Source organism: Gloeocapsa sp. DLM2.Bin57, assembly GCA_007693955.1.
In the GTDB taxonomy this organism is placed as follows: Bacteria; Cyanobacteriota; Cyanobacteriia; order Cyanobacteriales; family Gloeocapsaceae; genus Gloeocapsa.
Genome location: RECR01000105.1, coordinates 13,339 through 37,724 on the forward strand (window position 1 = coordinate 13,339; position 24,386 = coordinate 37,724).

Here is a 24,386-nt window from a genome sequence, read left to right on the forward strand (position 1 = left end):
AGCTTGCATACCTGACTTTGAAATTATTGTTTCATATACTCTCCCCAGGTGGCTGCTGCTTGATAGCTACCTCCCCAGGTGGGTTTATTGTCGTCATTACCAAACCAAATACCTGTAACTAAGGAGGGTTGGTTAACGTAACCAATATACCAGAGGTCAACGTAGCTATCTGTTGTTCCAGTTTTACCCGCTTCACCTCTACCTAAATAAGCTGCTCTTCCTGTACCTTCTGTTACTACAGATTGCATTAAACTGGTGAGGGTACGGGCGATGTTTTTACTAACTGCTACTTTACTAGTATTGGGTTCTTGGGCAAAATTGTAAATCTCTCGACAAGTTGTCAGATTACTAGCATCTGAACAGTCATTCCCGTCGAGAATACGTTTGATTCCGTGGGGAAGATGCCAAACACCATCATTGGCGATCGCCGCGTAAGCTCCTGTTATTTCCAACAGATTGACTTCACTTTGTCCTAATACTAAACCTGGTACAGCTTGTAGAGGTGATTTTATCCCTAATTTACGCGCCATTGCTACTACGGAGTCTAAACCCACTATTTGGGCGATGCGCATAGCTACAGCGTTTTCTGATTGGGCTAGGGCTGTGTACATATTAATATCTCCCTCGCTACGTTCACAAGCTTTGTAGCGTTGTCCTTGCCACATAATCGGATCACAAGAGTGAGTCTTCCTTGGCGACATTCCCTCTTCTAAAGCTGCAGCAAAGGCAAACAGTTTAAAGGTTGAACCTGGTTGACGTTGGGCCCGGGTGACACGATTAAATTGACTTTCTCCATAGTTTTTCCCCCCCATCATCGCTAGTATCTCTCCTGTGCTACCATCTAGAGTTACTAATGCTCCCTGACTAAAGCCAAAGCGATCGCTACTATTATCTAGGGTTGCTAACATCGCTGTTTCTGCTTTACTTTGTAAGGCTAAATTTAACCTCGTCTCAACGATAAAATTACCTTCTCTGGCTATTTCTGTACCTAAAATATTGTTTAACTCATTAATGATATAACTATAAAAATAGGGAGCAAGAATATTACTAAAAGCGTCTCTAGCGTTAGGGCTAACTTCAATACGCGAGCGCCTCGCCCTATCTGCTTCTTCTCGACTAATCATACCTAAATCAGCCATACGCGTAATGACTCGATTGCGCAGAGAGACTGCGGTGTCATAATCTTGTACAGGATTATAACTATTGGGTGCAGGTAAAATAGCTACTAAGGTGGCAGCTTCAGCGATATCTAAATCAGCTGCTGACTTATCAAAATATAAACGGGCTGCATCTTCAAAACCAAAATTATTCAAGCCTAAAAAGACTCGATTGAGATAAGCTTTAAGAATATCATCTTTACTATAAACGGCTTCTAACTTTAAAGCCACCACCATCTCTCTAATTTTACGCCCCGCAGTATTCTCTCTCCCTACTTCAGGGAAAAGACTGCGGGCTAATTGTTGCGTAATTGTACTTGCACCTTGACGTATTCCTTGTTGTTCGAGATTAATAAATATCGCCCTGACAATCCCCAAAGGATCTACCCCTAAATGCCAATAAAAGCGACTATCTTCTGAAGCGATGACTGCTTTAGGTAAATAAGGGGAAAAACTAGATAATTTCGGTAATTCTCTATGAGTCTCTCGACGAGAAGGGGTAAGTGGTTGACCATCCTCAGAATAAACCACAATCGGACCACTAGTATTAGAGGGAAGAGGATAAACATCTATACCTACCCATTGCCAAGTTAACCACAGTATAGCTAAAAATAGCAAGAGGGAGACACCGTAGAGGCAATAACGTAAAATTAACATCCACCAAGGACGAGGATAGCGTAATTTAATCGTTACCGCTGTAGCTAGTTCTCCAGGACCTAGGGTTATGACATCTCCATGATGCAGTAAAAAACCTTTGAGTCTCTTTTTACCCCGAAATGTCCCATTAGTCGATCCTTCGTCTTTAACTATAAAAGTACGACGGTTACGAGAATCTCTTCGTAAAGATAAATGTGTCTGACTAACGATCGCATTAGGAATCAGAATATCACAGGATTGACTACTACGCCCAATCACGTAGCGATCGCCCAATAAGGGATAAACTTCAGGGTTAGTTTCATTAGGAAGATATACTAATAACTCGGGAACTTTTGCCCCTTTTTTAAGTAATTGAGAGGTAAAGTTAACCCGTTGTTGGATTTTTTGTACCGTTTGGGTTAACATTTTACTGAGATTGCTAGGATGATTGTTAGCCATCTAAATCCCCTTCCATCACAAAGGTAACTGCTTCTGATTGATTAGCTTTAAACTCGGCGATATTGACTCTTTTGAGAATAACGATCGCTATTAACATTAAGATTCCTTGAGTGCTAAATACTAAACCATAAGCTAATAAAGGTGTATCAAACAATTGTTGACCAATATCTAATATTACTCCACCACTGAAAGTAGCGATCGCCCTAGCGAAAGATTGGGCTAAACCCCAAGCACCAATAAAAGTTCCCGCACTTTCTGCTAAAGTTAAATCTAACATTAAACTAATGCTACTCACCGTGGCTATCCCTGTAGCGATACCAAAGATTACTAAAGTAAATTTAAGGATAGGTTCGGCTTGGGTAAAACCTGCTAAAATTATCAAGACAAAACAAATGGCTACTAATAAACAACCTAGTCTAGCTGTATTAACTTTACCCAAACGAGGAATAATCAAAAAACCCGTAAAGCTATAACCAATTAAAATCCCAATCCCCCAAAAAGAGTTTAACAGAGTTGTTTGAGCAATGGACATTGCAAAGACATCCCCCCCATAAGGTTCTAAAACCGCTTCCTGCATAAATAATCCTAGAGTAATTACTACCAAGAATAAGAAAAATATCCCTGTTTGTCGATTACTAGTGAGAATATTTAAAGCTGATTGTAAACCCATACTATCATCTTCTCTTGAAGAACGAACTCCACTACGTAAAAGACGAGAATATCTCTTCTCTACCCCCCAAGTAGCAATTATAGCCAGACAAAATACGACGATAGGGGCAACAATAAAGATAAAGTTAATGGGATTACGTAAAACCTCTAAAGAAGATTCTAATTCTATAGCCTTGAGTAAAATACTGCCACTAATCCCCCCAATCACAATACCTACCATCAACATTGACCAAACAATCGCCACTAATTGTGACCTTTGCTTTTCTGAAGATATATCTACTAACATAGCAGTAAAAGGGGTGGAACTCGAACTAATTGCTAAACCATAACAACCTAAAATTAAACCAAGTAGGATAGTCAAAGTAATCGTGTCTCCACTCCATAACCACCCTCCACTCTCTATAACAACTTTGCCCAATTGCCAAACTATTTGTACCGCGGTAAAGATGGTTAAACCTGCAAAAATAGTGCCAATTCTCACATAATTACTGCGATATAAACCAAAAATTGGCTTGATATCTGATAACCTGCCAAACCATATTCTAGCAGGAGCGATGACTTGAGAAATAGCGAGAGTCCCCGCGGTAACCGTTGCAGGTATCCCTAACTCAGAAATCATAACCCGATTAAGTACCGCTAAAGTTAGTACCGACATTAAACCTAAACCGAGATTAAATAATCCAATGCGTACCATTGTAAATATATCTAATCTTGATTCTGAGATTGGTGATTGATTTTTCATCAGTTAAGATTGAGTTAAACATCTTCTAGTTTAAACTTTTATATAGATGAATCACTCTGAAGAATTAGACCTTAAAGACGCAAAACTCAAACAAATTCAATTATTTATCTATCTTATCCCTATTGTCGGATTAATCCCCGCTATCTGGACTCTGTTACGGGATGAGTCTGATACTTCTAGTCAAAAAGTTAGTCGTCTTTCTGTTAAACTAGCGATCGCCTGGTTAATAGCTTATGCTTTACTCTGGTTAGGTTCAACTCAAACCACTGATATAGTCAGCTTTCGTCTTCTTTATCTCAACGCTTTGTTGACTTCTGGTTATTTTCTCAGTAGTTTTCTAATCATGTTCAATATTTGGCGTAACAAACCACCTCGTTAACCTAAAGCTAAGGTTTATCAAAAGAATGGGTATAATATCCCCTGCTTCAGCAGGGCTTCTCTTGATTTCTGATATACTCCTTTAAGATATCTATAGGTGCCCCTCCTATAGAAGCTGCAAAATAACTCGGTGACCACAAACAAGTTTTATAGCGCTACGCGCAGGCAAGAGGCAAGAGGTAAGAGGCAAAAGGTAGATTAGTAATGGGTTTCATAATTTTAAAATGTCAAACACCTTAGCTTGTACTGCTATACCATAAGGTTTTTCAAATCCAGCTTGACCATACTTTCTACTAGACACTCCTTTAAGTGCGTTAACGAGTACAAATATAAAAAGCTTTGATAGGTATGCTTGTGATATACTGATTTTAACCAATCCAGGTTAACTAAATTTTATAGTCATTCCAAATAAAAACAAACAGTAGTAGAATAGAAAAAACGTAAAAAACTAGAAAAGCTAATGACATATAGTGTAGATTTACGTGATCGTGTAGTGAAGTTTGTCAAAAATGGAGGCTAAACAAGCAGAAGCAGCCCGTCGATATCAAGTCAGCCGATGGTGTGTTCAGGATTGGTGCAAAAGAGAAAATCTGAACCCAGTCAAAGTAACAAGGCGATCGCGCAAACTAGATTGGAATGCTTTAAAAAGGGATGTACAAGAACATCCTGATGCTTTACTACGAGAAAGAGCAGAGCGCTTCGGTGTCAACATTAAGGCTATTTGGTACGCACTTAAACAAATGAAACAAAGCCGAAAAAAAAACACTACTTGATCAACAGAGAAAACATGGTGAGCGTAGAGAATACCTGAGAAAATGTTGAACTTGTTTTAAAGAATCCCCATTCTTCAGGATGGGGAGGATGTCAATGTCCACAAATCTATCAAAAGTAGGCAAAAAGTTAACAACAATAAAATTAAATACATCCAGGGTTGAGATAGAGGACGAATATCACTGGTATCAATACCAGTTTTAGCTGCAATTATCTCAACCATCTTAGCAAAACCTGCAACCCTCATGGGGAGTAAATAAGCTTTTTCTCCCTGGTGAGTAGTAAAATAATAAACTAATCCCCCTTGTCCTGTGGTGCGTAACTTTAAATCCTTGATTTCCGACCAAGATAAAACCCAACCCCTACGGAAAAAGCTAGGAATCCAACTAGGGTAGCTAACCTGTATTTTCTCATCATCTAAAATCACACGTTCACTTAAAGCAGCAATCAAGGAGTGCGCACCTAAAATTATCCCTAGCCATAGTAATGGTGTTGGCACTGGTGATTGTGTAAAATCACTTAAAAAAGGTAAGGGTATAGTCAGGGCAAAATATAAGCTAATTAAAGTTATCCTAATCAAGGGAGACAAGGGAAAAATAGTCATATCACTTAATCTTCACACAGACGAGCTGATTCTATCTTACACTGACTATATTGATCCAGATATGCTGCTAATATTTGAAATCCCTCGCTATTTATACTGTAATATACCCATCTCCCTTGTTGACGACTTTGCAGTATATTAGCCTCTTTAAGTATTTTAAGATGAAAAGATAGCTTAGATTGAGAGATATCTAAAACCTCCTGTAACTCACATACACATAATTCTCTTTCTTTGAGTAAATCGATTATACTTAACCTCAAGGGGTCAGATAAAGCTTGAAAATAACTAGCTAAAGATAAAGTTATCATAATTTAGTATCCACCTCATAAATCATAATATACCGCATAAATGTATCAGAGCAGATTTTAAGAAGGAGAAACACTTAAAGAAGGACACAAATCAGGATTATAAGTAAATTTAACAGTAATTAAATAGGGTTGAATAGCGACACTCGGAGAAAAGTTATAAGACTCTATTTGTTGAACTGCTTGTGTATTCAGTAAAGAGTATCCTGCACTTTGAATCAGGTGTAAATTGACAATTTCGCCTGTAGGATTAACTAGAACACCATAGACAGTCTCACCCTCTATCTTTTTGATACAAGCATCAAGGGGATATTCTCCCTGTATATCAATTGTTTGAGGGTTCTTATCAGTTTGCCAACTAATCCAACGTTCATAGTTAGCTTGTCTTTCCCCGATGGTAGTGTCACTTGGATCAAACTTAAGAGATTCTGCTTTAGCTTGTACTGAAGCGATTAAATCATTTTCTCTATCTACAGGTGTTGCTTCTGGTTGAGTAGCGATTTCTGGTTCAGGAATAATCATCATAGGCTCGGTTACTTTAGGACTATTAAAGAAGTCTTCCCGAGGGTTAATAATCTCGATGAGTTCTCTAGGAATAGGAGAAGGGGTAACGGGTAAGAGTCTCGCTACTGGTTCAGTTGGTGGTACTAAACTCTCTACAGGGGGTGGTGGTGGGGGTGGTGGTATATCTAAAGGTGGGGGAATAGGGATAGTTTCTGTAGTGGATTCAACCGCGGGAGGAAGATTGTTAGTAAATACGGGAGTAGAATCAAGAATAGTTTCTATTTCTTCGGGAGGGGTGACGCTTGGGTTAGGAGGTTGTAAAGTTTCGGGTAGTCTTTGTTGTTGTTCTGAGGTTAAGGAAATAAGGGGAATATTGCGAAATCTGAGTTTACCTCTGAGTAGTAGTTCTTCTCCTGAGAGTTTAGGTAAAATAATCCCTAAGAGGACTAGATGAAGTCCTGCTGAAACGAATATACCAATACTTCTTGTTTGTAGCCAATCAGAACTATAATACTTACCGTTCACACTTTTTAACCTAAATTAATCTGCTAGATTAATTTCTCTCTAGTTTGTTTTTAAGGATATTAAAAAAATACCTCTAGATTATTTAAAGGTATTTCTAATTATTCTATACTAACCTTAATCTCTCAACTGAGCAACCAAAGCTTGAAATCCTAAAACCAATTAACTATGAATTCTAATGACGCTAAACAATATGCTCCTGCTACAGAAAGAAACCGAGAACCGATATTAGAGGTATTGTTAAAAATACTACCAAGGGAAGGAACTATTTTAGAAGTAGCCAGCGGTACAGGGGAACACGCCTTATTTTTTGCCCCTCGTGTTTACCCCCGTCAGTGGATACCTTCAGAAGCAAATGCTCTGTTAAGACAAAGTATTACAGCTTGGCGTGAAGATTGTCCCACCGACAACCTACAGCTACCTTTAGATATCAACGTAGAATCAAACTTATGGTCTATAGAAACAGTGGAATTTCCACCCATTGAAGCTATAGTCAATATCAATATGATTCATATAGCCCCCTGGTCAGCTTGTTTAGGCTTAATGGCGGGTGCAGAGCGCATTTTACCAGCCCAGGGTATTCTGTACCTATATGGTCCATTTCGCGTACATGGTCAACATACAGCCTCAAGCAACGTTGCCTTTGACGAGATGTTAAAATCTCAGAATCCTGCTTGGGGAATTAGGGATTTAGACGAAGTAATCATCGTTGCTAGACAACATCATCTCAGACTGAAAGAAACGATCAATATGCCCGCGAACAATCTATCTGTGGTGTTTGAAAAAATTGTATAATGGTGATTTGAGTTATAATCCCCGCTAAGTAGATGTCTTCAGAATCTAATCAATCAAAACCTCAGAGTGCTTCTACTCTAGAAGAAATACGCGCCACACGTCTGGAAAAAGTACAACAACTCCAAGATTTAGGCTTAAATCCTTACGCTTATCAATGGCAATTAACCCATCATACCGCCGAGTTGCAGGAAAAATACATAGATTTAGCCCCAGGTGCAGAAAATCCAGAAAAAGTTAGTCTAGCAGGGAGAATAATTGCTCGTCGTGTGTTTGGCAAATTGGCTTTTTTCAGTCTGCAAGATGAAACTGGTACAATACAGTTATACTTAGAGAAAAGTCGGATTACCAATTGTATGTCTGAGTCTCCCCAAGCTTTTGACAATCTCAAAAAACTAACCGATACAGGAGACATACTCGGAGTAACAGGCACAATTAAACGTACAGAAAAAGGGGAACTCTCTATCTATGTACAAACCTATAGTATTTTAACCAAATCTTTATTACCCCTACCAGATAAATGGCATGGTTTAACCGATACCGAAAAACGTTACCGTCAGAGATATGTTGATTTAATCGTTAATCCCCAAGTTAGACAAACCTTCCGTCAAAGGGCAAAAATTACCGCAGCTATTCGCCGTTATTTAGAAACTAGAGACTTTTTAGAGATTGAAACTCCTGTGTTACAAAGCGAAGCAGGAGGAGCAGAGGCGCGCCCCTTTATCACTTATCACAATACCCTAGACATGAATCTCTATCTACGCATCGCCACAGAATTACATCTAAAACGCTTGATTGTGGGAGGATTTGAGCGAGTTTTTGAACTAGGGCGAATCTTCCGTAACGAAGGGGTTTCTACTCGTCATAATCCCGAGTTTACCTCTATAGAAGTTTATCAAGCTTACGCTGACTATAACGACATGATGTCTCTGACAGAGGATTTAATTAGTTCAGTAGCTACAGAAGTAATTGGGACAACTAAAGTTACTTATCAAGATGAGGTGATTAATTTAAGCCCACCTTGGCCGAGAATAACTATGTCAGAATTGGTTAAAAAAACCACGGGTATAGATTTTGAAGAATTTTCTGACTTAGCTACAGCTAAAGCAGCAGTAAAAGCGATTGGGGTAGAAACATCCACAGATTGTAATTCTCTAGGTAAGTTACTTAACCAAGTATTTGAACAAAAAGTAGAAGAAACCCTGATTCAACCAACCTTTGTCCTAGATTTTCCCTTAGAAATCTCTCCTTTAGCTAAACCACACCGCAGTAAACCAGGTTTGGTAGAAAGATTTGAGTTATATATAGTCGGGAGAGAGTTAGCTAATAGTTTCTCAGAATTAACTGATCCTATTGATCAAAGAGAGAGATTAACAGCCCAAGCAGCGAAAAAAGCCGCGGGAGATTTAGAAGCTAATGACATCGACGAAGACTTCTTGACAGCTTTAGAATACGGAATGCCACCAACAGGAGGATTAGGGATTGGCATAGATCGTTTGGTGATGTTGTTGACTAACTCTTCTAGTATCCGTGATGTGATCGCTTTCCCTTTACTTAAATCTCAAAGTGCAGCAATTGAGTCTTTTGATTATGATAGCGATCGCCAAATCTTGAGAATAGTCTTTAACAACGGTAGTGTCTATAAATATCACGACATCCCCGAAAATATCTATAAAGAGATGAAAACCACAGCTTCGGTAGGACAATATTTTAATAGCCACATCCGCAATAAATATGGTTTTGACCAAGAATCATGACAGCAGAAGATTTTAACCTAACTTGTCCTATTCCCATTCAACAATACCCCCAAATTCTCCTCGCCCATGGTGGAGGGGGTAAACTGATGCAGCAATTAATCAATCAGATTTTTACACCTACTTTTGGACAACAAGAATTACACGACTCTGTGGCTTTAAATCTCTCAGGTAATAAAATTGCCTTTACCACTGATTCTTATGTCATTCATCCTCTATTCTTTCCAGGAGGTGATATCGGGACAATCGCTGTTAATGGTACAGTTAATGACTTAGCTATGAGTGGTGCGCGCCCTCTTTATCTGAGTTTGGGTTTAATTATCGAAGAGGGTTTACCGATGGAGACTCTCTGGAGAATTGCTCAATCTATCCAAACAGCAGCTACCGAAGCGGGAGTAACTATAGTCACAGGAGATACTAAGGTAGTAGATAGAGGTAAAGGAGATGGTATCTTTATTAATACCGCGGGAATAGGGATCATTGAACATCAACAGACGATCGCCCCAAGTTCAGTAAATGTAGGTGATTTGGTGTTATTAAGTGGGGATATCGGGCGTCATGGTATTGCTATTATGGCCCTTAGAGAGGGTTTAACCTTTGAAACCACTATTACTAGTGATTGCGCACCTTTAGCTCAAATAGTCTTAGAATTAATAACAGCAGGAGTAACTATTCACTGTCTGCGGGATTTAACTAGAGGAGGATTAGCCAGCGCCCTCAATGAAATTGCTACTAGTCGAGGTGTAGAGATTAATATCTCAGAACAAAATATACCCGTACAAGAACAAGTTCAGGGGGCTTGTGCTATCCTAGGTTTAGATCCTCTCTATGTCGCTAATGAAGGTAGATTTATTGCTTTTATTCCTCCTGAAGATGCTCAAGCAGCTTTGCAAATCTTACGATCTATTCATCCTGAAGCTAGTATCATTGGCGAAGTGGTGGCTAGTAGTGATAGTCAAATTGGTTTAGTGACTACCCAAAGCGCGATCGGGGCTAGACGCATCCTCGATTTACTTAGTGGTGAACAATTGCCCAGAATTTGTTAAATTTAAAAGATTAGATCACTTTATTTATTATGAGTTCACAATCAACCTCTTCTGGTCAGCAAAATGTTTCTTTTTCTAGAGATGATTTTGCTAAAGCGCTAGAAGGTATCGATTTTCAGTTTAGTAAAGGTACAATAGTATCGGGTAAAGTAATTCAACATAGCCTTGATGGTGTTTTTGTTGATATTCAGGGCAAATCTCCAGGTTTTATACCTCTTAAAGAAGTACCAGCAGCTACAGTGACGGATTCAGAAGAAATTTTACCCCTAGAAACGGAAAGAGACTTCTTAATTATCCGTGAACAAGACGCCGATGGTCAAGTAACTCTCTCTCTACGTCAGTTAGCAATGCAGGAAGCTTGGCATCGTTTAGGAGAAGTTAAAGAAGCAGCTGGCACAGTAGTAATGCTGGTAACGGGAGTAAATAAAGGTGGTGTCACAGGGGAAGTAGATGGTTTAAGGGGCTTTATTCCCCGATCGCACCTTTTATACAAAGATAACCTAGAATCTCTCGTTGGTCAAGAACTCAATGCTAACTTACTAGAAGTAGATAGCGATCGCAATAAGTTAATCCTTTCTCAACGTCAAATGGCTCAAGCTGCGGCTATGGATAAACTAGAGGAGAGAAATCTAGTGGAGGGAACAATTACCCGTATAGAATCCTATGGAGTCTTTGTTAACCTAAATAATATCACAGGTTTATTACACATTAAGCAAATTAGCGCTCAACACATCGAATCTATCTTTAATTTATTCCAGGTGGGAGAAACCGTTAAAGCAGTAATTGTGGAATTAGATACGATTAAAAGGCGTGTTTCTTTATCTACTAAAATTCTCGAAGATTATCCAGGAGAAATATTAGAGAAAAAAGCCGAATTATTCGCAGATGCCGAAAATCGTCTGGAAAAAGCCCTGAAAAAGTTAGCAACCGTCTCAGAATAATTAAGCGATCGCTTTTGGGCTAGATCAAATCGTAGAATGGGTTAGCGACAGCGTAACCCACCGAATTAATCATCGAGGTGGTGCGTTCCCAAATAGGTTGCCATGTACAATTCACAGGAGTTTCCAGGAACGCACCCTACTGGCTTTCTCTCAATCTATTTCAGATTATTTACACATAAGGTTGGGAAATAGAGACATTCTTGAGATATTGTACCCTTTCAAAGGCACTCTCATTAGGACAGTTGATTTGACTCATACTTCCTGGCATTTGCTTGATGGATTCGTACTCGTTTTCCTCCATCGAGTGAATCATTTCTTTTTCGATATATTGGATATGATCGATACCGTGACGCAATAAAGCGGAACAGAGTTGGGTTATTTTTGCTCCTGCCATCATTATTTTAATCGCGTCTTGACCTTTTTGAATACCGCTAGTGGCAGCATTTTTAGATAATACGTAATATGAATACAATAACATCTTTCAAGAATCAAAATAATAGCTATATTCCTGAGTTAATCGAACAACTCAACTCTGATTACAGTTCCCATAATCAATATGATTTCCCAGATAAAATTAGATTTATTGACCTTTTTGCTGGTATAGGTGGAATGAGATTAGGTTTTTCTCGCTTTAATAGTGAGTGTGTTTTCTCTTCGGAATGGGATAAATATGCTCAAATAACTTATGAAGCCAATTTTCACGAGAAACCTTTTGGAGATATTCACAGTATCTCTGTCAATGATGTACCAAAGCATGATATTCTTTTAGCTGGTTTTCCTTGTCAACCTTTTAGTACAATCGGCAAAAGAGAGGGTTTTCAACATCTAACCCAAGGGAATCTTTTCTCTAATATAGCCAATATTTTAGCTGCTAAAAAGCCTTTTTGTTTTCTTCTAGAAAATGTTCCTGGTTTAGTAACTCATAATCAAGGAAAAACTTGGCAAACTATCCTTAAAACATTAGATTTCCTGGGATATGACGTAAGATATAGTATCTTAGACGCTGCATTGTTTGATTTACCTCAAGTTAGAGAAAGAATATATTTAGTAGGGTTTTATCGTCAATATTTACACCAAAGAGTTAATTTTTTGTTTCCACTTGGTCAAGAAAATGATGTATTTATAGATAGATTTATTGAAAGTAATCTTACAGGTTATTCTATATCTAAGCATTTACAAGACACATATTTATTTAAAAAACCAGATGGGAGACCTCAAATTGTCGATAACCAGTCAAAAGTAAAAGTTAAAACATTTGTTTCTACTTATCACAAAATTCAAAGACTAACAGGTACATTTGTTAGAGATGGAGAAACAGGATTAAGATTATTATCAAAAAATGAATGTAAATCTCTCATGGGTTTTCCTGATAACTTTACTTTTCCTGTTTCTCGAACCCAAATGTATAGACAATTAGGTAATTCAGTAGCAATACCTGTGCTCAAATCAATAGCAGATAATATATACAAAACATTTATCAATTGCGCCATCCCCGTAGGAAGCGGGGGGAATGGGGAACACCTGACCCCTTACTCCTAAAGAGCGTGTACCTAATTAGAGAATTAAGGTTAACGCTCTTTATGGTCAAGAAATTAAATATTCTCCTAACGGATAGAAAGAAGAAACTAATTTACACGTAAGGTTGGGGAATAGAGACACTCTTGAGATATTGTACCCTTTCAAAGGCACTCTCATTAGGACAGTTGATTTGACTCATACTTCCTTGCATTTGCTTGATGGATTCGTACTCGTTTTCCTCCATCCAGTGAATCATTTCTTTTTCGATATATTGGATATGATCGATACCGTGACGTAATAAAGCGGAACAGAGTTGGGTTATTTTTGCTCCCGCCATCACCATTTTAATCGCGTCTTGACCTTTTTGAATACCGCTAGTGGCGGCTAAGTCAGGTTTGATGCGACCATAGAGAATAGCAATCCAACGCATAGGTAAGCGCATAGCTTGGGGGGTACTGAGTAAGACGTGGGGATAGACTTCGAGGTTTTCTAGGTCAATATCTGGTTGATAGAAACGGTTAAAAAGTACCAGTCCGTCTGCCCCTGCTTCGTCAAAGCGTTTAGCCATATTTGCCATATTAGTCCAAAAAGGACTTAATTTTACGGCTACAGGAATTTTAATCTCTGATTTGACAGCTATGAGGATGTCTAGGTAACTTTGTTCTATTTCTGCAGAAGTTTGGTGAGGATCTGTGGGAATGGTATAGATATTTAATTCTAAAGCGTCTGCTCCTGCTTGCTCAATTTGTTGAGCGTAATGAATCCAACCACCAACACTATAACCATTGAGACTAGCGATGATGGGGATATCTACCATGGCTTTGGCTTTACTAATGTGGTCTAGATAGACTTCAGCGCCAACGTGGAAGATATCGGGTTCGGGAAAGTAGGTTAAAGCTTCAGCAAAACTATCTGTACCATAAACGAGATTATGATGTAGCTCGTGTTGTTCTAGTTCTAATTGTTCTTCAAAGATACTGTGTAAGACTACCGCGGCAGCCCCTGCGTCTTCCATACGTTTGATGTTGTCGATATCCTCGCTTAAGGGTGCAGAAGCACCGGGAACTAAAGGCGATCGCAATTCTAAACCGAGATAATTAGTTGTTAAGTCCATGTTATTCTCCTTGGTTATTGTTCAAGGAACGTTCAGCCAGATATTGATACATTTGCCAACGGTGATTGACGTCTGCTTGTGCTTGTTGTAGGAGGTGTTTAGCTGCTTCTGGTTTGGTTTTAGTTAGCATCTTGAAGCGGTTTTCTTGATACATAGATTCTTGCACTGGTTTTTTGGGCGATCGCATATCGAGATGGAGAGGATTTTGTCCAGTTGCTGCTAAATCGGGGTGATAGCGATAGAGTAACCAGCGTCCACTTTCTACTAAAGCTTTTTGATGATTCATCGCGGTTTGCATATTGATACCGTGAGCGATACAGTGACTATAAGCGATAATCAGGGATGGTCCATCGTAGGCTTCTGCTTCTAGGAAGGCTTTAAGTGTATGTTCGTCTCTTGCTCCCATAGCTACACTAGCTACATAAATATTACCGTAGGTCATGGCGATTAAGCCTAGGTCTTTTTTGGCTGAGGGTTTACCACCTGCGGCGAATTTGGCTACAGCTGCTCGTGGTGTGGCTTTAGAAGATTGTCCCCCTGTATTGGAGTAAACTTCGGTATCCATAACCAAGACGTTGACGTTATAACTACTCGCGAGAACGTGATCTAAGCCACCATAACCGATATCATAAGCCCAACCGTCTCCCCCCACAATCCAGACTGATTTTTTGACTAGATAGTCTGCTACTGCTAGGAGTTGTTTAGCTTCGGGAGAGTTGATGGTGTTTAATGTAGCTTTAAGTGCTGCTACTTTGTCTCGTTGTTCCCAGATATCTGCTTCGGTTTTTTGGGGGTTAGCCAGAATCTCGGTTACTAGGTTATCACCGATTGCTCCTGCTAGTTTTTGCAGGAGTTCTGTTGCGAATTCTTTTTGTTTATCTATAGAAACACGGAAGCCTAAACCAAATTCGGCGTTATCTTCAAACAAACTATTTGACCAAGTAGGACCCCTTCCCTCGGCGTTTTGTGTCCAAGGAGTGGTAGGAAGGTTACCACCGTAGATGGAAGAACAACCCGTAGCGTTGGCAATTAAAGAGCGATCGCCAAATAATTGACTCAGTAATTTTACGTAAGGTGTCTCGCCACAACCTGCGCAAGCTCCTGAAAATTCAAATAATGCCTCTTGTAGTTGTTGTTCTCTGACTTTTTCGGAATTGAGGAGACGGCGATCGGGATTGGGTAAGTTTAGGAAGAATTCCCAATTGGCTTTTTCTGTTTCCCGTATGGGTAACTGCGCTTCCATATTAATCGCGCGAAGGGATGGTTGTGATTTATTTTTCGCAGGACATACATCTACGCAAACTCCACAACCTGTACAGTCTTCGGGAGCTACTTGAATGGTAAATTGTTGTCCTGACCAATGTTTATCTTTAGCTGCTGTCGCTTTAAAGGTTTCCGGAGCGTTTTCTAGGTTACTAGGTTCATAAACTTTACCCCGAATCACTGCATGAGGACAAACTAAGATACATTTACCACACTGTACACAGATATCAGGGTCCCAAACCGGGATAATATCGGAGATATTGCGTTTTTCCCATTGGGTTGTACCCGTGGGGTAAGTTCCATCACAGGGAAGCGCACTTACTGGTAAATCATCTCCTTCCCCAATTAGTATTTTTCCTTCTACTTCTCTGACGAATTCTGGTGCTTCAGGGGGAACTGCAGGAAGTCTGCGTTTAGTAGAATCCGGGACACCTATGGTTACTTCAAAAAGGTTGTCTAAGGTTTGATCTACGGCGTCTAGGTTCATTTTTACGATGCTTTGACCTTTTTTCCCGTAGGTTTTTTGGATCGCTTTTTTAATCGCGGCGATCGCTTCTTCTTTGGGTAGTACTCCTGCTAGGGCAAAGAAACAAACCTGCATCACGGTGTTTATCCTTCTTCCCATCCCACTTTCTTGAGCTACTTTCCCTGCGTCTATTACGTAAACTTTAAGATTGCGTCGTACTATTTGCTCTTGAATTTCGATAGGGAATTCTCCCCACACTGTATCGGCGCTATAGGGACTATTTAAGAGAAAAGTTGCTCCAACTGCTGCGTGTTTGAGTACGTCTAGTTTTTCTAAGAAACTCCACTGGTGACAACCGATAAAGTTGGCTTGATTGATTAAGTAAGTAGAGCGAATTATGTCTGGACCAAAGCGTAAATGGGATACGGTGACTGCTCCTGATTTTTTGGAGTCGTAAACAAAATAACCTTGTGCGTAGTTATCTGTTTCTTCTCCAATAATTTTGATGGTATTTTTATTCGCTCCTACTGTACCATCTGATCCTAAACCATAAAACATCGCTCTAACTACTTCTTTAGGTTCTATGTCAAAATCAGCATCGTAACTTAAGGAGGTATGGGTTACGTCGTCATTGATACCAATGGTAAAGTGGTTTTTGGGTTTATCGAGAGCGAGATTGTCAAAAATACCCTTGATCATCGCTGGGTTAAACTCTTTTGAGGATAAACCATAACGACCTCCGATAATTTTTACTTTACTTTCGCCAAATCCTATCTCTAGATAAGCGTTGACTACGTCTAAATAAAGTGGATCTCCGGCTGCTCCTGGTTCTTTGGTACGATCTAAAACGGCGATGGTTTTTACTGTTTTGGGTAATGCTGCGCTTAACCTTTCTTGATCTAGAGGTCGATATAATCGGACTTTAAGTACCCCGACTTTTTCTCCTTGATTGGTGAGATAATCTACGGTTTCTTGGACCGCTTCACATCCTGATCCCATTAAAATTACCACTCTTTCTGCGTCTGGTGCGCCATGATATTCGTAGAGTTGATATTCTCTTCCTGTGATTTCGCCAAATTTAGCAAATGCTTTAGCTACAATATCTGGACAAGCATCATAAAAGGGGTTGGCGCTTTCTCTTCCTTGAAAATAAACGTCGGGATTTTGCGCTGTTCCTCTGATTACAGGACGATCTGGTGTTAAGGCGCGACTACGATGAGCTAAGATTAAGTTTTCATCGATCATCTCCCTTAATTCGTCGTCTTCTAAGACTTCTATTTTCTGGACTTCGTGGGATGTTCTGAATCCATCGAAGAAGTGAATAAAGGGTATTCTTGATTCTAAACTCGCTATTTGAGCGATCGCTGCAAAGTCTTGGGCTTCTTGTACTGATGCTGAACATAATAGGGCAAAACCTGTGGATCTTACCGACATTACGTCACTATGATCCCCAAATATTGATAGTGCTTGGGCTGCTAGCGATCGCGCTGCTACATGAATTACACAGGGGGTTAATTCCCCTGCTATTTTGTACATATTGGGAATCATTAATAACAACCCTTGGGATGCTGTAAAGGTTGTGGTTAATGACCCTGTTTGTAGTGCTCCGTGTACTGCGCCTGCTGCACCACCTTCAGATTGTAATTGTACTACTAAAGGAATTGTCCCCCACAAGTTTTCTCTTGCTTCTGACATCCAACTATCTGACCATTCTCCCATCGGTGAAGCGGGTGTGATGGGGTATATTGCCACTACTTCATTTAGTTTATACGCTATTCGTGCCGCTGCTTCATTAGCGTCCACGGTTGTAAATTTTTTAGTTTTCATAATCGTCAATGTTTAAGTTAACTTAATTAGTTAACTATATGTTCTACCTCTTTACATTTTGACTTTATTTTAACTATAAATACCGCTACTTTCGGCACATTTTAAAGATTATTTTAGATTCTTGATTCTTTTTTTATCTCGTTATTATAGCTTATTTTTTACTTATTAATTTAGATCTTTTGTAGAGTTTTATTAAATTTTATTTACATAAGTTAATACTTGTCTAAGTGAGAATAAATATCTGAGTATTTGATAGTATTTACTTTTAAGCGCCATTTTCTGAGATTAAAGCTTAAAGTATTGCTAATTTTATCTTGTATTTTTTCTAATATATTTCTTTGGGGATGTTCATACTTTCTTTGTTCTTCTAAATATTTGTACAATTTATCAATTACTAGTTGATGATTTTGCTGTTTTACTAACTCTATTCTATCTTTAAATATCAGAAGTTTTTTATCATAATCATGCTCTATTGGTACTCGAGCTAAAGCTGCTGCTAACCCAATAATATTACCTTCTCCTGCATAATATCCCTTTAGTTCAAAATATCCTGCTAAAATTTCCCATTGTCTAAAAAATTCCTGAATATTTTCATGTCTAGTTACATAAAATAAAAATTCCTGAATAAACTTTACTTGGCTAATATCTAGTGATGATTTTTGACAAATATTTCTAATTAAATCAAGTTTTTTGTCATCGGTTTTATTGATTTTAGCAATGTTACAAGAACTATAAGCGATAATACCAGGTACAAAATTTAAATTTTCAGGTACTGTTGCTAACAAGCGCATATCTGCATCTATATAGATACAAGACTCATATAGATTCAGAGATTTGGCAATTACGAACCTTTTATCATTATAAAATTTACAACTCTGGGGATAATGTAAGTAAGGAATAACATTGGGTTTATTCTTAAATTGTTTAGGGTTATCTGTGAGAACGATAAAATTAATTTCGGGAGAATATTTAGCTAGGTCATCCGCTAATAATAAAGCTAAGTTTATATATCTAGATCCTATTGCTAAAGTACAAAAACAGAAATTGTTAAATTTAACCATAATGATTATTTAACTTGTCCTAACATTTTTTTGACTAACCAAGAATTATGATAATATTTAACCCAAATATCTATGGCGGTTTTTAAATCAATTTCTAAATCGCGGTTATTAATATCAGTGATCATCTTATACATTAACTCAAACTCGATTCGAGCTTCTTTTTCCAGTATAATTAACTCAGCATTGCTACTCTGGGTAAAATTGGTTATTTCTCTGAGACCAACTTTACCGTTAATAGCGGGTTGACGGCGATCGCGTATTAAAATAAACTGTAAATGAGGATGATTAACTAATAATTGATTAAAATTTTTCATCCGTGGGGTAAAACGACTCCCGTTTTCGTTTAGAAAAGCTAGTACATTTTCTTGTTTACCATGACTGATTACTAGGTTTTCGGGGATAACTAGTTTTCTTAATCTTAAAACTGTTATTTTACCAGAATACCGTTTTAAAAATGCTGTTGCTATTTGCCTTAATTTACCAATCTCATCACTATCATCGATAATTTTAATATTATTATAGTCTTGAGACAGTATTTCCTTCTCTGTTTCCCAATAATTTAATAAGATATGATCTTCAGTTTTGTTAATCAGAGGTATGGTTTCTGGGATAGTTACTACTGCTTCCGTATCTAATAATTGCGCTAACTGTAATTTTATTTGGTGTAACTCTGTTTCTAGCTGGTTTAGTCTTTCTTCATAAGTTTTGATTGGTTTAAAATCTAATTGTGTTTGATTGTTTTGAGGTAATGTGATACCATGGACTCGATAACGGTAATAATCTGCTGCTCTATTAATAGTCTTTCTGATAGAATTTTGCTGTAAAATATCTTGAATATCTTCAGTAGTAAATATTTCAGTTAAAGTTATTCCAGTAGATGCTAATTTAATCTTTAAAATTTGCTGGAGTTGTTCTGGGTTAATAGGGGATAAATTAATGATAGACTGAGATATTCTGTCAATCACGGAAGGATCAAAAAATTCTTGAAAATGTGACCAGCGATCGGGAAATAAATTAAGGATAATTAAACTATTGGGGACATGAGTACAAATATCTTTAATCGCTTCACCAAAACTGAGTAAAATTTCCTGATTATAGGGGAGACTAAGAGATTCTAGTTGATCAAAAACAATAATTAAAGGTTCATCTAATAAGGAAAGTTTTCCCAACACAGAAATAGCTTCTAAAGCGAAGTTTTCCTGACTTAATTCTTGTGACCATTTGTCTAATCCTAAACGTTTTAATTCTGCATCCTTTAATTCATCAGCAGCTAACCAACGGGTTACTAAGATTTTATAGTTTTTATCTACGTAGCTACAATATTTAACGATTCCTTTAATGATATTTAGAGAATAACCACTACCTCCATGTTTTTTACTCCACCAATTTGTCAAATATTTTTCTATTTTGGGGAAGTTTTTTCTTTTGTCATAAATGCTAAATGGATCAGCTTCTAACTCTGTTAACAAATTGAGCTTAGTTGGAGTTGTGCAATGTTTTTCTAAGCGCATAAAGTTAACAAAAGTTTTGGCTAAAAAATATTCTAGTTGTGAGTAATTAGTCTTAGGAACTGGTTCAACTAAAGACTCTAATATACGCGTATAAATATGAAATAAAATCGACTTAGCATTATTGGGTTGACGTATAAATAAGAGACGATTAGTTGCTAAAGTTTTTTGGGCTAATCGCATAATTAAATGAGTTTTACCCGAACCTGGTTCACCAATAATGATAGCACCTTTACTCTGATGATTTGGCTCTAATTTAATATCTGTTAAAATAGAAGTTAGGGTGTTAAACTCTTCTTGATAGATTTGAGAATAATCAGGGTGTTGTTGAAAGGGTGTATCAACGCGATTACTACTAAAAGGATTGAGAGTATTTTGAAACATTTTTTCTCTAATTTTCTGATATAGTTGATAGGTGAATTGGGCATCATATTTAGCTGAATGAGCCAGATTAAGATTAAATACTCGACCGTTAACTCTTAAATCTAAATACTGACTCAAGTATTGTAGGGAGTAGCTATCAAGTCTTGGAAAATATCTCTTAGCTAGTTGATAAGTACAATCTGTTTTGACCTTGGGAAAAGATTGACCGACTTGTTTAAAACTCTGGGATAGTATTTGTAGATCGTGTTGAGCGGAATGAAAAACTAATAAGTGATTAGGGATAATTTCCTTGATATCCTCCACAATCTCGGCAATTGATTTAACTCCAAAGGTAGATTTATTATAAGCTTCATAAATCAAGCGACCATTTTTATTTATGATCGCGATTTCATTTATTTCCTGTTTACCTTCGGTATCAATGACTAAAAAGTTAGGAGACAATAACATTAATTCAGCGTTTAAATTTGAACATATAGCCTAAAAAACCTAGATTTAACAGTACAGAAGATAATAATAAGGAAGGTTCTGGTATAACATTACTAGGTTGTAATTCAATAATTTCGCCAACTCCTGTAGCAAAACCATTGTTAGCTATATAAATAGTATCATTTTCAGTTATTGCTAAACCAGTAGGAAATTGTAAACCTTGTATATTTATTCTTGTTTTCGTTCCATTGGTATCTATTCGCCAAAGATTACCTGTCAAATCTCCTGGAAGAACATTACTAGCATACTCTAAAGCATAAAGGTTACTATTACTATCAAAAGCGACGTCAATCAAATTAGTAATATAAATGCTATTATCAGGAGCGATGGTCATTCCTGTGGGCACAGATTGCATCGGAAAGGGATTGGGTTAATTCTTTGGATAATTTGAATTATCTTACCGTTTCTGCTTGTCCTAAAGGAGAGAAGCGTATCTCTATTCTCCTTCTAGAAGCGTCTGCTTGGCGACTAGGATTAGCAAATTCTCCCGAAGGTAGTAGTAATTGTGCTGCTGAATAAGCGCGGAATTGTATCCCTTGCAGACGTCCTTGTTGTTGCAATGCTTGTAATTCTTTGACTACTTCTAGAGCGCGCATTAAGCCTAAATCTGCGTTAGATCCTGGGTTTAATTGATTGGAGGGTTTGTCTCCTTGTGCGACTGCTTCTAGATTAGTATCTAGGTTACTATTACCTGCAACTGTTGCTTGTCCGTCGGTGTGTCCAATAATTTCTACAATATAAATATCTCTTTGTTGTGTAACTGCTTCGATACGCTCGACTAAATCCGTACGTATATATTCGCGCAAACCGTTAGATAATTCGGCGCTTCCTGAGTCGAACTGGAATTCTCCGGAGTTTTCAATGACGACTACTGGTGGTGCTAATTTAAGGGTTTCTATGTCTGTGTTTAATGTGTCTATTTGTGTATTGAGTCTCTCGGTTTGTCTTTCAAGTTGACTAGTGCGTCTTGCGGCGTTTTGTAATTCTCGATTTTTTGCTCTTAATTCTCTTTGTAAGTCTAAGACTTGTTCTTCTGTTTGAGTCAGACTTATTTCGGTTTCTTCTGCTGTAGATTTAAGAAAAAGAGATTTAAATAAGGCTAACAGCAAAAACAGACTAATAATCATAAAAGCATTAGACATTAAGTCCGTAAAAGAGGGCCAAATATTGAGGTTTTCTGCTTCTTGCTCTCTGTAGCGTTTACTCATAGTTTTTCTTGCTTTGTTGTAATTGCAATATCAGACCGTATTTTTCGTTGATGCTGCTCATTTCTTCGGTTAAGCTAATTATTTTTAAGATTGATTTCTGTAATAATTCTAATGTGTCTTCAATGGATTTGGTGGATTTGTTCAGGATTAGTGCTGATTGAGAGAATTGATTCTGGGCGATCGCCAAATCACTTACCGCTGAAGAGAGTTTCTCAGAGAATCTACTTTTATCTAATATACTTACTGCTTGATTAAAAGTTCCTGTACTTTTAGCCATAGCTAGGGTAGATTGTTGCAATTCTTGATAAGCTTGTTCTGCTGCTGTAGTGATTTGTTGATTTTGAGCGATCATTTTTTCTAGGGGTTGAGTGACGGAATTAGTCATCACTCTTTCTAGGGTTGTCCCAAATTGTTCGGAAAATATGTTCAGAAATAAACCAAATTCGCTGACTAGTTTTTCTACTCCCTCTTGTAAACTTTTACTAGAAGTATTGGGTATCGTTAACCAGTAAACGTTATCTAGATAATCTTCTAGAGAGTTTAATAAGGTTAATTTAGCTACGTTAGTATTCCACAAAAAATTAATCGTCGTCAGTATAGCGCTGCAAAATACAGCTACTAAACTACTAATAAAAGCGATACCCATACCCTGTAGGGGTTTTTCTAATCCTTGAATTAGACTACTTACATCGGTTAAATCACTTTGAGTGAGGGTTTGACTTAAATTAGCTAAATTAATAGTTATCCCCAAAAAGGTTCCAAATAAGCCAAAAGAGAGTAATAAATTGGGTAAATTGCGGGTTAGATGGTCTATAGCTTCACATTGTAAAGGAATACCCAACAAGCGAAATCTTTCTTGACTATACGTACCATCTACTAAAGCAGTGGTGTTGATATCCTGTCTTTGTGCACTAGCGTTTTGTACTCTTTGTTCTAGATAATTAATAATCAGAGGAGTTTTGCTTAGGGTTTCTCCTCGCAATAACTTGCGTAGTTTAGCAGCTAAAACAGTTAGGTGTCTATGGAGAGCAAAACGTAATAAAATAGCAATTATACTAGGGATAATTACTAAAAAAACAGTCAGCCATAAAAGATAGGGGGGTAACAAATTAAATCCCCTCATCACAGTTTCTAGGAATTCAAACATAGTTTATAAATTAGGGTGTTGTTCATAAGCTGCTACTATTTTCTGTACTAGAGGGTTACGCACCACATCAGCTTGAGAAAAATGACAGAAAGCGATTCCTTCTACTGATTTGAGGATTTTTTCGGCTACTACCAATCCCGAGTCTTGATATTTAGGTAAGTCAATTTGGGTAATGTCTCCTGTAACTACCATACGAGAATGGTTACCTAAACGAGTCAAAACCATTTTTAATTGAGCAGGGGTAGTATTTTGAGCTTCATCAACGATAATAAAAGCATTACTGAGGGTGCGTCCTCTCATATAAGCTAAAGGCGCTACCTCAATTTTACCCCGTTCCATCAAATCTGGTATTTTCGCGGGGTCTATGAATTCATAAAGAGCATCATAAAGGGGACGTAGAAAGGGGTCAACTTTTTGTTGTAAATCTCCTGGTAAAAAGCCCAGTTTTTCTCCCGCTTCTACCGCAGGTCGAGTCAGAATCAGGCGATCGCACTCTTCCTTTAATAAAGCTTGTACAGCGATTACCGCAGCTAAAAAGGTTTTACCAGTTCCGGCAGGACCAATGCAAAAAGTCAGATAATGTTTTTGAATAGCTTGGAGATATTGATGTTGGCGAAAAGTTTTCGCTCTAATTACTTCACCTCGTCGAGTTTTAGCGATAACTTCAGCTTGGATAGCTTGATATTCTGTTTCTCTTCCCGTATCTAAAGCATGAAAAGCCGTTAATAAATCCGATTCATTGATTGATTGTCCTTCCTTCCAGGAGGATTCCAGAGAATTAATCACCTCAAGACATCTAGTCACCGCTTTAGGTTTACCCATCACTAGTAATTCTTGACCTCGTAAAACCACTTGAGCGCCGGTATGACGAGTAAGGAAGTAAAGATTTTCTTGTTGATTTCCAGCCAGGGCGATCGCCGCTTCTATACTAGGTAATTCTATTCTTTCGATCGATTCAGTCATATTTTTCCCAAAGTAGTTAAAATTCTAGCTTAACTTAAAATCTACGAAACCTAGAATAGAAAAGCAATTCAGACAAGTTCCCCAACTTTTTTCCAAAATTTTGCCCAAAAGGGTTGACAAAGCCTAAGAAAAGAGATAGATTAGTAAATGCGCGGTTGAGG

At 37.9% G+C, this 24,386-nt stretch carries 21 protein-coding genes and 1 pseudogene; 7 read left to right on the top strand and 15 right to left on the bottom strand.

Annotation, left to right across the window (positions count from 1 at the left end):
- Positions 1–23: 23 nt before the first annotated feature.
- Positions 24–2,252 (bottom strand): FHA domain-containing protein, encoded by a 2,229-nt coding sequence (locus tag EA365_13815; GenBank protein ID TVQ42929.1) that lies wholly within the window; start codon positions 2,250–2,252, stop codon positions 24–26.
- Positions 2,245–3,663, bottom strand: coding sequence for an MFS transporter (locus EA365_13820; protein ID TVQ42930.1), 1,419 nt, complete (start codon positions 3,661–3,663; stop codon positions 2,245–2,247). The genes EA365_13815 and EA365_13820 overlap by 8 nt, the downstream gene beginning before the upstream one ends.
- A 46-nt stretch (positions 3,664–3,709) precedes the next feature.
- Between EA365_13820 and EA365_13825 the strand changes: the two genes are divergently transcribed.
- Positions 3,710–4,042 (top strand): hypothetical protein, encoded by a 333-nt coding sequence (locus tag EA365_13825; protein ID TVQ42931.1) that lies wholly within the window; start codon positions 3,710–3,712, stop codon positions 4,040–4,042.
- A 46-nt stretch (positions 4,043–4,088) separates the two neighbouring features.
- Here EA365_13825 and EA365_13830 read toward each other — a convergent pair.
- Positions 4,089–4,193: pseudogene (locus EA365_13830) on the bottom strand (IS200/IS605 family transposase).
- Between the two features lie 357 nt (positions 4,194–4,550).
- Here EA365_13830 and EA365_13835 point away from each other — a divergent pair.
- Positions 4,551–4,814 (top strand): hypothetical protein, encoded by a 264-nt coding sequence (locus EA365_13835; protein TVQ42932.1) that lies wholly within the window; start codon positions 4,551–4,553, stop codon positions 4,812–4,814.
- A gap of 74 nt (positions 4,815–4,888) precedes the next feature.
- Here EA365_13835 and EA365_13840 read toward each other — a convergent pair whose 3' ends face one another.
- From EA365_13840 to EA365_13850, 3 genes are read right to left on the bottom strand one after another with little or no spacing between them, the layout of a single operon-like run.
- A complete protein-coding gene (locus EA365_13840; GenBank protein ID TVQ42933.1) occupies positions 4,889–5,416 on the bottom strand; it encodes a hypothetical protein in 528 nt (175 codons plus the stop codon).
- Between the two features lie 5 nt (positions 5,417–5,421).
- Positions 5,422–5,724, bottom strand: a complete 303-nt coding sequence (locus tag EA365_13845; protein TVQ42934.1) for an ArsR family transcriptional regulator — start codon at positions 5,722–5,724, stop codon at positions 5,422–5,424.
- Between the two features lie 57 nt (positions 5,725–5,781).
- Positions 5,782–6,750, bottom strand: a complete 969-nt coding sequence (locus EA365_13850) for a TonB family protein (protein TVQ42935.1) — start codon at positions 6,748–6,750, stop codon at positions 5,782–5,784.
- A gap of 165 nt (positions 6,751–6,915) precedes the next feature.
- Here EA365_13850 and EA365_13855 point away from each other — a divergent pair, with 165 nt between their 5' ends.
- The 4 genes from EA365_13855 to EA365_13870 are packed head-to-tail and all read left to right on the top strand — an operon-like array spanning position 6,916 to position 11,280.
- Positions 6,916–7,542: a DUF938 domain-containing protein gene (locus tag EA365_13855; protein ID TVQ42936.1), complete on the top strand. Its 627-nt coding sequence runs from the start codon at positions 6,916–6,918 to the stop codon at positions 7,540–7,542.
- Positions 7,543–7,574: 32 nt separating this feature from the next.
- The gene (lysS, locus tag EA365_13860; protein ID TVQ42937.1) at positions 7,575–9,296 is read left to right on the top strand and encodes a lysine--tRNA ligase; all 1,722 of its coding nucleotides are present in this window, start codon (positions 7,575–7,577) and stop codon (positions 9,294–9,296) included.
- Positions 9,293–10,339, top strand: a complete 1,047-nt coding sequence (hypE, locus tag EA365_13865) for a hydrogenase expression/formation protein HypE (protein TVQ42938.1) — start codon at positions 9,293–9,295, stop codon at positions 10,337–10,339. The genes lysS and hypE overlap by 4 nt, the downstream gene beginning before the upstream one ends.
- A 29-nt stretch (positions 10,340–10,368) precedes the next feature.
- A complete protein-coding gene (locus tag EA365_13870) occupies positions 10,369–11,280 on the top strand; it encodes a S1 RNA-binding domain-containing protein (GenBank protein ID TVQ42939.1) in 912 nt (303 codons plus the stop codon).
- Positions 11,281–11,449: 169 nt separating this feature from the next.
- Here the strand turns inward: EA365_13870 and EA365_13875 are convergent, their stop codons facing one another.
- Entirely contained in the window at positions 11,450–11,758 is a 309-nt protein-coding gene (locus EA365_13875; GenBank protein TVQ42940.1) for a hypothetical protein, read from the bottom strand.
- On the opposite strand from EA365_13875, the gene dcm reads away from it, so the two are divergent.
- Complete coding sequence (dcm, locus tag EA365_13880) at positions 11,743–12,819, top strand: DNA (cytosine-5-)-methyltransferase (GenBank protein ID TVQ42941.1); 1,077 nt, start codon at positions 11,743–11,745, stop codon at positions 12,817–12,819. The two genes, EA365_13875 and dcm, sit on opposite strands and share 16 nt — an antisense overlap.
- 91 nt (positions 12,820–12,910) lie before the next feature.
- Here the strand turns inward: dcm and EA365_13885 are convergent, their stop codons facing one another.
- From EA365_13885 to EA365_13920, 8 genes are all read right to left on the bottom strand, one after another.
- Positions 12,911–13,912 carry a dihydroorotate dehydrogenase-like protein gene (locus tag EA365_13885; GenBank protein TVQ42942.1) on the bottom strand — a complete coding sequence of 334 codons (1,002 nt, stop codon included), beginning with the start codon at positions 13,910–13,912 and terminating at the stop codon, positions 12,911–12,913.
- Position 13,913: 1 nt separating this feature from the next.
- Positions 13,914–17,468: a pyruvate:ferredoxin (flavodoxin) oxidoreductase gene (gene nifJ, locus EA365_13890; GenBank protein ID TVQ42943.1), complete on the bottom strand. Its 3,555-nt coding sequence runs from the start codon at positions 17,466–17,468 to the stop codon at positions 13,914–13,916.
- A gap of 212 nt (positions 17,469–17,680) precedes the next feature.
- Positions 17,681–18,529, bottom strand: coding sequence for a hypothetical protein (locus tag EA365_13895; GenBank protein ID TVQ42944.1), 849 nt, complete (start codon positions 18,527–18,529; stop codon positions 17,681–17,683).
- Positions 18,530–18,534: 5 nt separating this feature from the next.
- Positions 18,535–20,868, bottom strand: coding sequence for an exonuclease (locus EA365_13900; GenBank protein TVQ42945.1), 2,334 nt, complete (start codon positions 20,866–20,868; stop codon positions 18,535–18,537).
- A gap of 4 nt (positions 20,869–20,872) precedes the next feature.
- Positions 20,873–21,262 carry a hypothetical protein gene (locus EA365_13905; protein TVQ42946.1) on the bottom strand — a complete coding sequence of 130 codons (390 nt, stop codon included), beginning with the start codon at positions 21,260–21,262 and terminating at the stop codon, positions 20,873–20,875.
- Between the two features lie 37 nt (positions 21,263–21,299).
- Positions 21,300–22,115, bottom strand: coding sequence for a flagellar motor protein (locus EA365_13910; protein ID TVQ42947.1), 816 nt, complete (start codon positions 22,113–22,115; stop codon positions 21,300–21,302).
- Positions 22,108–23,262 carry a methyl-accepting chemotaxis protein gene (locus EA365_13915; GenBank protein TVQ42948.1) on the bottom strand — a complete coding sequence of 385 codons (1,155 nt, stop codon included), beginning with the start codon at positions 23,260–23,262 and terminating at the stop codon, positions 22,108–22,110. Before EA365_13915 ends, EA365_13910 begins: the two co-directional genes overlap by 8 nt.
- A 3-nt stretch (positions 23,263–23,265) precedes the next feature.
- Entirely contained in the window at positions 23,266–24,225 is a 960-nt protein-coding gene (locus EA365_13920) for a PhoH family protein (GenBank protein ID TVQ42949.1), read from the bottom strand.
- Between the last annotated feature and the right edge of the window lie 161 nt (positions 24,226–24,386).